The sequence below is a fragment of the Salinisphaera orenii subsp. halophila YIM 95161 genome, from assembly GCF_003732545.1.
Lineage (GTDB): Bacteria > Pseudomonadota > Gammaproteobacteria > Nevskiales > Salinisphaeraceae > Salinisphaera > Salinisphaera orenii_A.
This window is the reverse complement of sequence record NZ_AYKF01000074.1, coordinates 34,639-47,282: the sequence shown is the minus strand read 5'-3', so window position 1 is coordinate 47,282 and position 12,644 is coordinate 34,639. Positions and strand designations below refer to the sequence as shown.

10 protein-coding genes are annotated in these 12,644 nt (G+C 68.6%); all 10 read right to left on the bottom strand.

The window, feature by feature from the left end; genetic code table 11:
* A partial coding sequence (locus tag SAHL_RS07655; protein WP_221177879.1) for a histone deacetylase family protein occupies window positions 1–1,038 on the bottom strand: 1,038 nt, incomplete at its 3' end.
* 92 nt (window positions 1,039–1,130) lie between these two features.
* On the bottom strand, window positions 1,131–2,072 hold the full coding sequence (locus SAHL_RS07650; RefSeq protein ID WP_123590813.1) for a ketopantoate reductase family protein: 942 nt from the start codon (window positions 2,070–2,072) through the stop codon (window positions 1,131–1,133).
* 88 nt (window positions 2,073–2,160) lie between these two features.
* On the bottom strand, window positions 2,161–3,312 hold the full coding sequence (locus SAHL_RS07645) for an acyl-CoA dehydrogenase family protein (protein ID WP_123590812.1): 1,152 nt from the start codon (window positions 3,310–3,312) through the stop codon (window positions 2,161–2,163).
* Between the two features lie 18 nt (window positions 3,313–3,330).
* On the bottom strand, window positions 3,331–4,509 hold the full coding sequence (locus tag SAHL_RS07640; protein ID WP_123590811.1) for an acyl-CoA dehydrogenase family protein: 1,179 nt from the start codon (window positions 4,507–4,509) through the stop codon (window positions 3,331–3,333).
* A 22-nt stretch (window positions 4,510–4,531) separates the two neighbouring features.
* Window positions 4,532–6,619, bottom strand: a complete 2,088-nt coding sequence (locus SAHL_RS07635; RefSeq protein WP_123590810.1) for a 3-hydroxyacyl-CoA dehydrogenase NAD-binding domain-containing protein — start codon at window positions 6,617–6,619, stop codon at window positions 4,532–4,534.
* 150 nt (window positions 6,620–6,769) lie between these two features.
* A complete protein-coding gene (locus SAHL_RS07630; protein WP_123590809.1) occupies window positions 6,770–8,434 on the bottom strand; it encodes a long-chain fatty acid--CoA ligase in 1,665 nt (554 codons plus the stop codon).
* Window positions 8,435–8,578: 144 nt separating this feature from the next.
* Window positions 8,579–9,382: a 5'/3'-nucleotidase SurE gene (gene surE / locus SAHL_RS07625; protein ID WP_123590808.1), complete on the bottom strand. Its 804-nt coding sequence runs from the start codon at window positions 9,380–9,382 to the stop codon at window positions 8,579–8,581.
* A 62-nt stretch (window positions 9,383–9,444) separates the two neighbouring features.
* Window positions 9,445–10,524 (bottom strand): phosphotransferase, encoded by a 1,080-nt coding sequence (locus tag SAHL_RS07620; RefSeq protein WP_221177878.1) that lies wholly within the window; start codon window positions 10,522–10,524, stop codon window positions 9,445–9,447.
* Between the two features lie 2 nt (window positions 10,525–10,526).
* On the bottom strand, window positions 10,527–11,291 hold the full coding sequence (locus SAHL_RS07615; protein ID WP_221177877.1) for an SDR family NAD(P)-dependent oxidoreductase: 765 nt from the start codon (window positions 11,289–11,291) through the stop codon (window positions 10,527–10,529).
* 40 nt (window positions 11,292–11,331) lie between these two features.
* Window positions 11,332–12,549 carry an acyl-CoA dehydrogenase family protein gene (locus SAHL_RS07610; RefSeq protein ID WP_123590807.1) on the bottom strand — a complete coding sequence of 406 codons (1,218 nt, stop codon included), beginning with the start codon at window positions 12,547–12,549 and terminating at the stop codon, window positions 11,332–11,334.
* Between the last annotated feature and the right edge of the window lie 95 nt (window positions 12,550–12,644).

Genomic DNA, 12,644 nt, shown 5'->3' with positions numbered 1-12,644 from the left:
CGTGGCCGGCTCGCCGCCGGCCATGACCTCGAGCACCCGGCGAGTGCAACGGGCCAGCGTGTCCGGGTTGTAGCCGCCTTCCAGACTCATAACCAGCCGGCCGTCGCAGTAGGTGTCGGCCAGGCGCTGGACGATGCCCGTGAGCGCGCTGTAGCCGTCGTAGCTCATCTGCAGACACAGCTCGTTGCGATGCGCGTCCATGCCCGCCGAGACCAGGATCAGCTCCGGCTGGAACCATTCGGCGGCCGGCACGAGGATGTCCTCGAAGGCCGCGACCACCGCGCGATCGCCGGCGTCCTCCGGCAGCGGCACGTTGACCGTGGTGCCCTCGCCCAGGCCGTCGCCGATCTCCTCGACGTCGCCGGTGCCCGGGTAGAACGGCGCGGCGCGGTGGGTGTCGAAGAACAGCACGCTGGGATCGGCCGCGAAGATGTCCTGGGTGCCGTTGCCGTGATGGGCGTCCCAGTCGATGATCAGCACCCGCTCGATATCCCAGTGGAACTGGGCGTGGGCGGCGGCCACCGCGATGTTGTTGAACAGGCAGAAGCCGCGCGCCCGGACCGCGTTGGCGTGGTGTCCCGGCGGCCGGCTGATGGCGAACGCCGACTGCGCCCGCTTTTCGAACACGGCATCGACCGCGGCGATCGCCGAACCGGCGGCGACCTCGGCGGCATCGAGACTGCCTGCGGAGATCGCCGTGGTGTCGACGTCGAGCCAGGCCTGCTTGCCCTCGAGCTCGTAGAGGTTCTCCAGATAGGAGGTGGTGTGCACGCGCTGGAGCTGTTCCCGGGTGGCCGGCTCGGCGCCGGCGAAACGCACGCCCGGCACCGGATCGCCGACCAGCAGATCGCGGATGGCCGTCACCCGACCGGGATGCTCCGGATAGCTCCACTTCGCGTCGGCGCTCAGCCCCAGGCCGTCGAGGATGCTGCGGATGCGCTTGTCCATACGGCCCGGCAGGAACGGCTCCTCGGCCTCGGGCCGATGCAACAGCACCCGCTCGTCGTAGATCACCAGTACATCTCGATCGCCAGTCACGCACGGGCCTCCATGGGAATCCGCGAGCAGCATAACGCGCCGGCGCCGGGGTGACGACGCATCAGCGTCGTGACGCGCCGGCCGAATCCGGGCTAGGCGTCGCCTTCGGCCAGTCGATCGCGCATGGCCAGTATGGTGGCCATCGTGGACAGCCGCGGTACGGCCACACCGTAGCGTTCGGCCAGGGCGACCACGTTGCCGAGAATCGCCTGGATCTCCATCGGTCGGCCGTGGAGATAGTCCAGCGCCATGCTGTTGCGATAGGCCGGCATCTTGCGGGTGCCGGCGATGTTCTTGTCGATGGCGTCATCCGGCAGCGGATGGCCGTCGGCCGCCGCGACCGCCTTGACCTCGGCCATCATCTCGCGCGCCAGCGCCTCGCCGCCGGGCGTGTCGAGCATCGTGACGGTATCCGCGCCGTCGGCCAGCACCGACAGCGGGTTGAACGGTGTATTCCAGAGGCTCTTGGCCCAGCGCTCGCCCACCACCTGATCGGCCAGCTTGACGTTGATGCCGCCGTCGGTGAACAGGGCCTCGAGCGCACGGCAGTCGTCGGTCACGCCCGCCGGCCAGGCGCCCATGGTCAGACGCCCGAAGGCCTTGTGCTCGATCACCGCCGGCTCGTCGGTCCGGCTGACGGCGATGAAGGCGAGACAGCTGATCAGCGGATTGTCGGGGAAGGCCTCGGCCACCGCCGGTTCGATGTCGATGCCGTTCTCGATGAGCACGATGCCCGTGTCCGGACCGACCCAGGGCGCGAGCAGCGCCGCGCGGTCGATGCCGGGCAGCACCTTCACGCAGCAGATCACGTAGTCCGGCGTGGCGACGGGCGTGTCGCCGTCGCGATAGACGTGATCCGGGCGGTAGGACAGATCGCCCAGCGGGCTGCTGATGGCGAAGCCGCGCTCGCGCACGACGTCGTATTCCGAGCGCAGCACCACGCTGACCGCACAGCCGGCGCGCTTGGCGATGGCGCCGTAGAAACTGCCGATCGCGCCTGCGCCGACAACGAGTACATGGGGCATGTCCGCCATGACCACCTGCCTTTGTGATGAATGCCGGGAACCGGGCCGCCGGCATGATACCGCCGGCCGCGCCCGGATGTCCCGGCCGCCGTTTCGCCTAGGCGGCGCGTGCCGTGTCGGTGAGGGTCTCGCGCAGCGCGGCCATATGCCAGGTCCGATCGCCCAGATAATGGTCGATCATGACGATGCGCTTGGCGTAGTGGGCGATCGCGGATTCCTCCATCATGCCCATGCCGCCGAACAGCTGGATGGCTTCCTCGGCCACCAGACGCCCCGCCTTGCCGACCATGACCTTGGCCGCGGCGATGCGCTGGCGGCGCTCGGCCGGGTCGGACTCGAGCGAGCAGGCGGCCCAGAAGGTCAGCGAGCGGACCTTCTCCAGCGCCATGCGCATGTCGACCATGCGATGCTGCAGCGCCTGGAAGCTGCCGATCGGCACGCCGAACTGCTTGCGTTCCTTGAGATAGTCCAGCGTCAGATCGCAGGCGATCTCCATCGCCCCGGCGGCCTCGGCGCAGAGGGCGACCACGCCGCGCTCCAGCGCCGACTCGAGCGCGTCACCGGCACCGCCGACCTCGCCCAGCAGGGCGTCGGCGTCGACGTGCACGGCCTCGAGGGTGATCTCGGCGGCGCGGTGGCCGTCGATCGTCTCGTAGCCGCGCCGATGCACGCCGTCGGCATCAGCTTCCACGATGAAGGCGCTCAGCCCCTCGGCGCTGTCGATCTCGCCGCTGGAGCGGGCGATCACGATCACCCGGTCGGCGCTGTCGCCGTGGACGACCACGGCCTTGTGGCCGTCGAGCACGAAGCCGTCGCCTTCGGCGCGCGCCGTGGTCCGGACCCAGTGCGGGTCGTAACCGCCGTCCGGCTCGTGGCTGGCCAGCGCGTAGCGCGTCTCGCCGCCGATGATGCCCTCGGCAAGCTCGGCCCGGCGCGTCTCGTCGGCGAGCCGGTCGATCAGGCTGCCGCAGAGCACGACCGTGGACAGATAGGGCTCGAGCACCAGACCCCGCCCGAAGCCTTCGGACACCACCATCAGTTCGGCGCCGCCGCCGTCGAAGCCGCCGGCGGCCTCGGAGAACGGCACGCCCAGCAGGCCGAGTTCGGCGAACTGCTGCCAGACCTCGGCCGAGAAGCCGGCCTCGGACGTGCGGATGCTCTCGCGGGCCTCGAAGGTGTACTGATCGGCGACCAGCCGGTCCACCATGTCTTTGAGCATCCGCTGCTCATCGCTGTACGAAAAATCCATGACGCGTCCGCCTGATCGTTAAAGGCCGAGGATGGCCTTGGAAATGATGTTCTTCTGGATCTCGTTCGATCCGCCGAAGATGGAGAGCTTGCGCAGGTTGAAGTAGGTCGGCGCGGCCACGTTCGCGAATTCGGGCCCCACCGCCGGCTCCGACTCGTCGATGAACGGCAGCGCATAGGGCCCGGCGGCCTCGCGATAGAGATCGGAGATCTTCTGGCGCACCTCGGTGCCCATGATCTTGAGAAACGAACTCTCCGCGCCCGGCACGCCGCCGGCCTCGGCCGCCGCGACCACGCGCAGGTTGGTCATCTCGACGGCCATCAGCTCGACCTCCAGCTCGGCCAGGCGCTCGGCGAAGGCCGGCTGCTCGATCAGCGGCGTGCCGCGGACGACCGTCTCGCGGGCGATGGTCTTGAGATGCGCGAGCGCGGCCTTGGAGATGCCCACCCCGGCGATGCCGGTGCGCTCGAAGGTCAGCAGGTACTTCGCGCAGGTCCAGCCCTTGTTCTCCTCGCCCACGAGGTTGTCGACCGGCACCTTGACGTCGTCGAAGAACACCTCGTTGACCTCGCGCTCGCCGTCGAGCGTGATCAGCGGGCGCACGGTGACGCCGGGGCTGTTCATGTCGATCAGCAGGAAGGAGATGCCCTCCTGCTTCTTGACCGTCGGGTCGGTGCGCACGAGACAGAAGATCATGTTCGCGTGCTGGCCGAGCGTGGTCCACGTCTTCTGGCCGTTGACGATGTAATGATCGCCCTGGCGCTCGGCGCGCGTCTTCAGGCTGGCCAGATCGGAGCCCGCACCCGGCTCGGAATACCCCTGGGCCCACCAGTCGTCGGTGCGCAGGATGCGCGGCAGATAGTAGTCCTTCTGCGCCTGGGTGCCGAACTTGATGATGACCGGCGCCACCATGTTGATGCCGAACGGCAGCAGCCGCGGCGAACCGGCCTCGGCGGCCTCTTCCTCGAAGATGTGCTTCTGCACCGGGCTCCAGCCCGGACCGCCGTATTCCTCGGGCCAGTGCATGGCCAGCCAGCCCTTCTCGCCGAGCACGCGGTGCCAGTGCACCATCTCCTCGGGCGTGAGCCGCTTGTATTGCTTGACCTTCTCGGCTACGTCCGCCGGCAGGTTGTCCCTGAGAAACGCGCGCACTTCGTCACGAAAGGCGCGTTCCTCGGCATTGTATTCGATATCCATCGCGGTGTTCTATCCTGAAAGATTAAAGATCGGCGAAACGCTTGCCTTCCTTGGCAAGCCGCTCGAGCAACGGCGCCGGTTTCCAGTCGTCGTGGCCGGTCTCGTCGTGGAACTGCTGGATCTTGGCGTGGACCTTGTCCAGACCGATCGAGTCGGCCCAGAACATCGGCCCGCCCTGATAGACCGGGAAACCGTAGCCGTAGATCCATACGATGTCGATGTCCAGCGGACGCATGGCCACGCCCTCCTCGAGGATCTTCGCGCCCTCGTTGACCATCACGTAGAGGCAGCGCTCGAGGATCTCGGTGTCGCTGACTTCGCGGGTGTCGATGCCCTGCTCGGCACGGTACTTCTCGATCTCGGCGGCGGTGACCTCCGAGGGCCGCGGCGTGCGATCGCCCTCGGCGTAGTCGAACACGCCACCGCCGGTCTTCTGGCCCCAGCGCTCCTGCTCGGCCAGCGCGTCCAGCCAGTTGCGCTCGGGGGCGTTGGCCGGATCGCTCTCGCGCAGCCCTTCGCGGATGCGCCAGCCGACATCGAGCCCGGCCAGATCGGCCATGGCGAACGGCCCCATCGGCAGGCCGAAGTCGTAGAGCACCTTGTCGACCTGGGCCGGCGCCGCGCCCTCGTTGACCAGCGATATCGCCTGGGCCTGGCGCTTGTGCAGGATCCGGTTGCCCACGAAGCCGTAGCAGACGCCGACCAGCACGCCGACCTTGCCGATGCGCTTGGACAGGTCCATGACCGTGGCGATGACCTCGTCCGACGTCGCCTCGCCGCGCACGTTCTCGAGCAGCTTCATGACGTTGGCCGGCGAGAAGAAGTGCATGCCGATGACGTCCTCGGGACGCCGGGTCGACTGCGCGATCTCGTTGACGTCCAGCGTGGACGTATTGGTGGCCAGAATGGCGCCCGGCTTGGTCACGCGATCCAGTTCGCCGAAGACCTCCTTCTTGACCTTCATGTTCTCGAACACGGCCTCGATCACCAGATCGACGTCCGAGAGATCGTCATAGGACAGCGTGGTCGTGAGCAGCGACATGCACCGCTCGACCTGCTCGCTGGTCATGCGGCCCTTCTTGGCCGTCGCTTCGTAGTTCTTTCGAATGAGCGCGACGCCCTTGTCGAGCGCCTCCTGCTTCATCTCCAGCATCTTCACGGGGATGCCGGCGGACAGGAAGTTCATGGCGATGCCGCCGCCCATGGTGCCGGCGCCGATGATGCCGACCTGCGCGATCTCGCGCCGGGGCGTGTCCTTGGCGATGCCGGGCACCTTGCCGACCTCGCGCTCGGCGAAGAAGACGTGACGCTGGGCGGCGGACTGCGGCGAATTCAGCAGTTCCGTGAACAGCTCGCGCTCGCGCTTCTGGCCGGCGGCGAAATCGAGCTCGGTGGCCGCCTGGACCGCCTTGATGCAGTGGAACGGAGCGAGAAAACCCCGCTTCTTGCGGGCGATGGACTGCTCGTAGTCGCTGAAGACCGTGTTGCTCTCCTTGTCGACCGTGAGCTCGGAGACCTTGCGGCGCGGGGCATTGTCGTCGGCCAGCTGGCGCGCATAGGCGATCGCCTCGGCCTTCAGATCGCCGGAGACGACCTTGTCGACCACGCCCATCTTCTCCAGCTGGCCGGCCTTCATCGGCTTGCCGCCGACGATGGCGTCGAGCGCGGCCTGCGCGCCGATCAGCCGCGGCAGGCGCTGGGTGCCGCCGGCGCCGGGGAGCAGTCCGAGGTTGACCTCCGGCAGCCCCATCCGCGCCGAGTCCAGGGCCAGGCGATAGTCGCAGCCGAGCGTGATCTCCATGCCGCCGCCCAGCGCGGTGCCGTGAACCGCGGCGATCAGCAGCTTGCCGGAATCCTCCAGCCGGTTGATGACGTCGGGCAGCGCCGGCTCCTTCGGCGTCTGGCCGAATTCGCGGATATCGGCCCCGGCCGGGAAGGTGCGGCCGGCACCCATGACCACGAGCGCACGGGCGCCGTCGTCGGCCAGCCCCTGGTCGAGCGCGTCGAGCAGCCCCTGGCGAACGGCATGGCCGAGCGCATTGACCGGCGGATTGTCGACGACGATCAGGCCGATCTCGTCTTCGCGCTGATAGGAAACGACATCGCTCATAGCGGCTCCTCGAATGGTTCGTTGTGCGCTCGCATTGCGCTTTCGGGCACGCGCGGCGAGCGGGGACAGGGGCGTGAAACTAAACCAGAACGACCCTGCGGATCAATTTTTCGAAATCTTGTTTTACCAAGCAGAACAAGCGCCGTGCACTCAGGCGTCGGCCGAATCGGCCCAGGCCTGTTCCTGCAGATGACGCCACATGACCTTGCCCGTCGGCGAGCGCGGCAGCGCCTCGCAGAGTTCGATCTCGCGCGGGACCTTGTAGGCGGCCATGTTCTCGCGACACCAGGCCAGGATCGCGGCTTCGTCGGCGCTCGCCTCGGCCTCCAGCACCACACAGGCCTTGACGCTCTCGCCGCGGCGCGGGTCCGGCGTCGAGATGATGCAGGCCTCGCGAATGTCGGGATGGCGATACATCAGCGCCTCGACCTCGGCCGGCCACACCTTGTAGCCGGAGGCGTTGATCATCCGCTTGACGCGGTCGACGATGAAGAAATAGCCGTTCTCGTCGTAATAGCCGATGTCGCCGGTCCGGAAGAAGTCGGCGCCGTCGAGCGGGATGAAGGCCTCGGCGGTCTCGGTCGGCCGATTCCAGTAGCCGGCGAAGACCTGCGGTCCGCGAACCACGATCTCGCCGACCTCGCCGACGCCGAGCTCGGCCTGGGTGGTGGTGTCGACGATGCGCGAGTCGACGTCGAACACCGGCACGCCCAGGCACTGGGCGCGGGGCGCGTCGACCGGATTGATATGGGTCGCCGCGATGGTCTCGCTCAGACCGTAGCCCTCGATATAGCGCAGGCCGGTCAGCTTGAACAGTTTCTCGGAGACGGCCTCGGGCATGGCCGCGCCGCCGCCGCCGATATAGGTCAGGCTGGACAGGTCGAAACGCTCGATCTCCGGATCCGAGAGCATGTCGATCGCCATCGTCACGATGTTGGTCCAGCGGCGGATGCGATAGCGCTGGATCAGCTCCGCGGCGGTACGCCGGTCCCAGCGCGTCATGATGACCACCGTGGCGCCGGCGTAGATCGGCGCGTTCATGCCGTTCTGCATGCCGGTGACATGGAAGTACGGCAGGCTGGCCAGCGTGACGGTCTCCGCGGTGCCGCTGCCCCAGACCACGCTGTGCACGGCCGTGGCCATGACGCTGGCATGCGTGTGCATGCAGCCCTTGGGCTGGCCGGTGGTGCCGGAGCTGTAGGGCAGTACCGCCAGATCGTCCGGGGCCGCGGTGTGCGGACCCGGTTCGTGGCCGGCCGCCAGCGCGTCGCGCCAGGCGGTCACGCCCGCGGCCGTCGGCGCCTCGAACGGGGCCGCGACCTCCGTCGGCAGATCCAGATCCGTGGCCCGGGTGGCGTACTCGCTGTAGGCGGTGACGATGATCTCGTCCAGCCGGTCCGCCGTGCACAGCGGCTGCACGTCGGCCAGGCGCTCCTGGCCGCAGATGCACAGCGACGCGCCGGTGTCGTCGGCGTAGTGTTCCAGTTCCGCGGCGCGGTTCATCGGGTTGACCGGCACCACCACCGCGTCCGCGCGCAGGATCGCGTAGTAGGCCACCACGTACTGCGGCGCGTTCTGCATGTAGAGCAGCACCCGGTCACCGCGGGCCACGCCACGGGCCTGCAGATAGCCGGCGAGTGCCAGCACCTGGCGCTCGAGCTCGGCGTAGGTCAGCGGCGTGTCGTAGTAGATCAGCGCATCACGCGCGGGATAGCGCAGCGCCGAGATCGCGAGATTCGTGAACAGGCTGGTCTGCGGCAGCGGCAGATGATGCGGCAGGCGATCCGGCCACACCGCATGGTGCCGATCGAACATGGCGTGCGGTCTCCTCGTCGTCCAGCAAACCCGGAGGCTCCTGGTGCGGCGTGCCGGGCCGGGCGGTGCCTGACTGTCGCACCGCCGTACCGGCGCGTCAACGGTTTTCGAAATACTGTTTCAATTTTTCGCGTATCGACGCGGTCAGGCGGATTCGGCCGCCGGCTGCAGCCGATGCTCGCCTTCGGCCGACGCGCGCTGGAACAGCGCTTCGTCGCAGCGCGTGCCGTGCAGCGGCATGGCCGAGACCCAGTGATCGCGCAGGGCGACCACGTCGGCATCCGCGGCGCTGATGGCACCGGTATCGCGCTCGAAGCTCAGCCAGTGATAGGCCAGACCGCGGCCGTCCGCGCCCGCAATGAGCTGCGGCGCCCGGATCGCCCCACCGACCTGGCGGGTGAAGCGCAGCCCGCGCACGCTCTCGACCGCCTGCATGGGGAAATTGACGTTCCAGCAACAGCTGCCGTCGGCCGACCGGCGCGCCGCGAGCGTCTCGATCGCCGGCACCGCGAAGGCACGGGTGACCGCGAAGTCGACCGCGCTGCGGGCGTGGAATGCCTGGCTGAGCGCGATCGCGTCGATGCCCAGGTGGTTGGCCGCCAGGACCGCCCCGACCGTGCCCGAGTACATCACCGAGTCGGACAGGTTCGCGCCCCAGTTGACCCCGGACAGCACCAGGTCCGGCGGCTCGTCGGCGAAGAACTCCGCCATCGCGTACATCACGCAGTCCGCGGGCGTGCCCGACACCGCATAGCGGCGCTCGCCGTAGCGCGACAGCCGCAGCGGCTGGTGCATGGAGATGCCCTGACCGACGCCGCTCTGGTCGCCCAGCGGCGCGATGGTCCAGACTTCGTCGGCCAGCGCGGCCGCGATCCGCTCGGCCTCGACCAGGCCGGGGGCGTCGATGCCGTCGTCATTGGTCACGAGAATGCGCGGAAAGGCTGTCATGGAATCACGCGGTTGATGGCTGCCCGGCGCAGCCTACCCGATCGCCGCCGTACACTGCGCCCTCAGTCATGGCTTTTCGCGACCGCCCAGCCGCGCTCGGCGATCAGCCCCGCGCGTCGACCCACGGTCAGCGCATCGCGGTTGCTGGCGTTGCCGGCCAGGGCCCGGGCGTAGACGCCCTGGAGAATGGCCGCCGTCCGGAACAGGGCGAAGGCCACGAATACCGGCCAGTCGTCGATCGACCCGAGACCGCGACGCTCGCGATAGCGCGCCAGCTGTTCGGCCTCGGTCGGGATGCCGGCCGCGGCCAGGTCCAGCCCCTCGATGCCGCGTACGCCCTCGACCCCGTGCGGCAGATAATAGGGCATGCAGGCGTAGGCGAGATCGGCCAGCGGGTGACCGATGGTGGCCAGCTCCCAGTCCAGGATCGCGGCCACCCGCGGTGCCTCCGGCGCCAGCAGCAGATTGCCGATGCGGAAATCGCCGTGGGCGATGGCGGGCGCGTCGTCGGCGGGCACGTGATCGGCCAGCCAGGCGCCCAGGGCATCCATGTTGGCGTCGGTTTCGGTGGCCGAGGCCTCGTACTGGCTGCGCCAGCGCCGGATCTGGCGCTCGACGTAGCCGTTCGGCCGGCCGAAATCGGACAGGCCGACGGCCTCGACGTCCACGCCGTGCAGCGCGGCCATGCTGTCGATCAGCGCGTGATAGACACCGCCGCGGTCGTCGGGGTCCAGCGCCGGCAACGCCGGATCGCCGAACACCCGCCCGGGCACGTAGTCCATGACGTAGAACGGCGTGCCGATCACCGCGGCATCGTCGCAGTAGCAGTGCATGGTCGGCACCGGCACGCCCGGCGCGTCGGCCAGCGCCGCCATCACCCGGTATTCGCGGTCGATGCGATGGGCCGACGGCAGGATCTCGCCCGGCGGCTGCTTGCGCAGCACGTAGTGGCGCGGATCGGCCGCCGTGCCGGTCTCGATGAAGAACGTGGGGTTGGACTGGCCGCCCTGGAACTGCGACAGCCTGAAGGTCTCGCCCAGCAGATCGTGCGACGCCAGATAGGCACGCAGCGCTGCCTCGTCGAAGCGGTGCGCCTCGCGCACCGGGACCAGCTCGGGCGCACCGCCGTCGGACACCGCCACGGTCAGCTGATGGTTTCGCCGCCGTCGGCGACGAGGGTCTGGCCGGTGACGTAGGCGCTGGCGTCGGTGGCCAGAAACACCGCCACGCCCGCGATGTCGTCGGGCTCGCCGATACGGCGCACGGGCGTGCGCTGCTCGGCCTGCTCGAGACGTTTGGGATCCTCCAGCAGCGCCTTGGCGAAATCGGTGCGCACCAGACCCGGCGCGATCGCGTTCACGCGGATGTTGGACGGGCCCCACTCGACCGCCAGATTGCGCACCAGGGCGGCCTCGGCGGCCTTGGACACGCCGTAGGTTCCGATCACGGTGTTGCCGCGCAGACCGGCGATCGACGACAGCACGATGACGCGACCGCCGCCGGCCTCGGCCATCTTCGGCAGCACCATGTTGCACAGCCAGAACGTGCCGCGCACGTTCGTTTCCATGATCTTGTCCCAGGCCTCGTCGGTCATGTCCGCGGTGGGGCCGTAGACCGGATTGGTCGCGGCGTTGCAAACCAGCACGTCGATACGGCCGTAGGCCGCCAGGGTGGCGTCGACCAGGCCCTGCAGCTGCGCCTTGTCACCGATGTGGCAGGCCACCGCGATCGCCTCGAAGCCCTCGTCGCGCAGCTCCGCCGCGACCGCCTCGCAGGCCTCGGCCTTGCGGCTGGAAATGACCACCTTCGCGCCGTGGGCGGCCATCTGGCGCGCGATGGCGCGGCCGATGCCGCGGCTGGATCCGGTGATCACGGCCACGCGATCCTGCATGTCGAACAGATTCATCATCGAGAACTCCTCTTGTTGTAGCTGGCCGCCGGGCAGTGCGTCACTGCGCGGCCGCGCTCTGCTGCGCACGCAGCTCGAGCTTGGCGATGGTGTCCAGATGCACCTCGTCGGGGCCGTCGGCCAGACGCAGGGTGCGCACGTTAGCCCAGGCCGAGGCCAGGAAACTGTCCTGGCACACGCCCATGGCCCCGTGCGCCTGGATGGCCCGGTCGAGCACGCGCAGCGCCATTTCCGGGGCGATCACCTTGATCATGGCGATCTCCTGACGGGCGGCCTTGTTGCCGACCTCGTCCATCATCTGCGCGGCGTTGAGCGTCATCAGCCGCGCCTGGTCGATCTCGATCCGCGAGCGCGCGATCTCCTTGCGGATGGAGTCGAACTCGGCCAGACGACGGCCGAAGCTGACGCGCTCCTCGACGCGGGCGCACATCGCCGCCAGCGCCCGCTCGGCGACACCGATGGTGCGCATGCAGTGGTGAATGCGTCCCGGCCCGAGCCGGCCCTGGGCGATCTCGAAACCGCGGCCCTCGCCGAGAATGAGATTGTCGGCGGGCACGCGCACGTCGTCGTAGTGGATCTCGGCGTGGCCCTTGGGCGCGTGGTCGTAGCCGAACACGTGCAGGGGCCGCTCGATATTCACGCCCGGCGTGTCCAGCGGCACCAGGATCATCGACTGCTGCTGATGCTTGGCCGCCGACGGATCGGTCTTGCCCATGACGATGGCGATCTTGCAGTTGCTGGCCATCGCGCCCGAGGACCACCACTTGCGGCCGTTGATGACGTAATCGTCGCCGTCGCGCCGGATCTCGGTCCGGATGTTGGTCGCATCCGAGGAAGCCACGTCCGGCTCGGTCATGGAGAAACAGGACCGGATCTCGCCCTCGAGCAGCGGCGTGAGCCACTGGCGCTGCTGGGCCTCGCTGCCGTAGCGCGCCAGGACCTCCATGTTGCCGGTGTCCGGCGCGCTGCAGTTGAACACGATGGGCGCGATCGGGCTGCGGCCCATGATCTCGCAGAGATGGGCGTAGTCGTAGTTCGACAGCCCGGCGCCGTACTCGCTTTCCGGCAGGAACAGATTCCAGAGCCCTTCCGCGCGCGCCTTGGCCTTGAGCTCGTCGAGGATCGGCGGCGGCGTCCAACGATCCGTCGCCTCCGCCTGCTGACGCGCGTGGACCGCCTCGGCGGGATAGACGTGCGCGTCCATGAACGCGAGCAACTGGGAACGCAGCGCTTCGGCGCGCTCGGATAGCGGCAGCATGGGCAATCTCCTGTGCAGAACGCATGCCGGGCCGCCGCGGGAGTCCTCCGGCGGCCGGTCGGTTGTTGTAGTCGGCAGGCAACCTGACACAGGCG

Excerpts from the sequence above, each read along its gene's own strand:
- SAHL_RS07635 (WP_123590810.1), bottom strand. The coding sequence starts at position 6,619 with ATGAGCGATGTCGTTTCCTATCAGCGCGAAGACGAGATCGGCCTGATC.
- SAHL_RS07645 (WP_123590812.1), bottom strand. The coding sequence starts at position 3,312 with ATGGATTTTTCGTACAGCGATGAGCAGCGGATGCTCAAAGACATGGTG.
- SAHL_RS07650 (WP_123590813.1), bottom strand. The coding sequence starts at position 2,072 with ATGGCGGACATGCCCCATGTACTCGTTGTCGGCGCAGGCGCGATCGGC.
- SAHL_RS07615 (WP_221177877.1), bottom strand. The coding sequence starts at position 11,291 with ATGATGAATCTGTTCGACATGCAGGATCGCGTGGCCGTGATCACCGGA.
- SAHL_RS07630 (WP_123590809.1), bottom strand. The coding sequence starts at position 8,434 with ATGTTCGATCGGCACCATGCGGTGTGGCCGGATCGCCTGCCGCATCAT.
- SAHL_RS07610 (WP_123590807.1), bottom strand. The coding sequence starts at position 12,549 with ATGCTGCCGCTATCCGAGCGCGCCGAAGCGCTGCGTTCCCAGTTGCTC.
- surE (WP_123590808.1), bottom strand. The coding sequence starts at position 9,382 with ATGACAGCCTTTCCGCGCATTCTCGTGACCAATGACGACGGCATCGAC.
- SAHL_RS07640 (WP_123590811.1), bottom strand. The coding sequence starts at position 4,509 with ATGGATATCGAATACAATGCCGAGGAACGCGCCTTTCGTGACGAAGTG.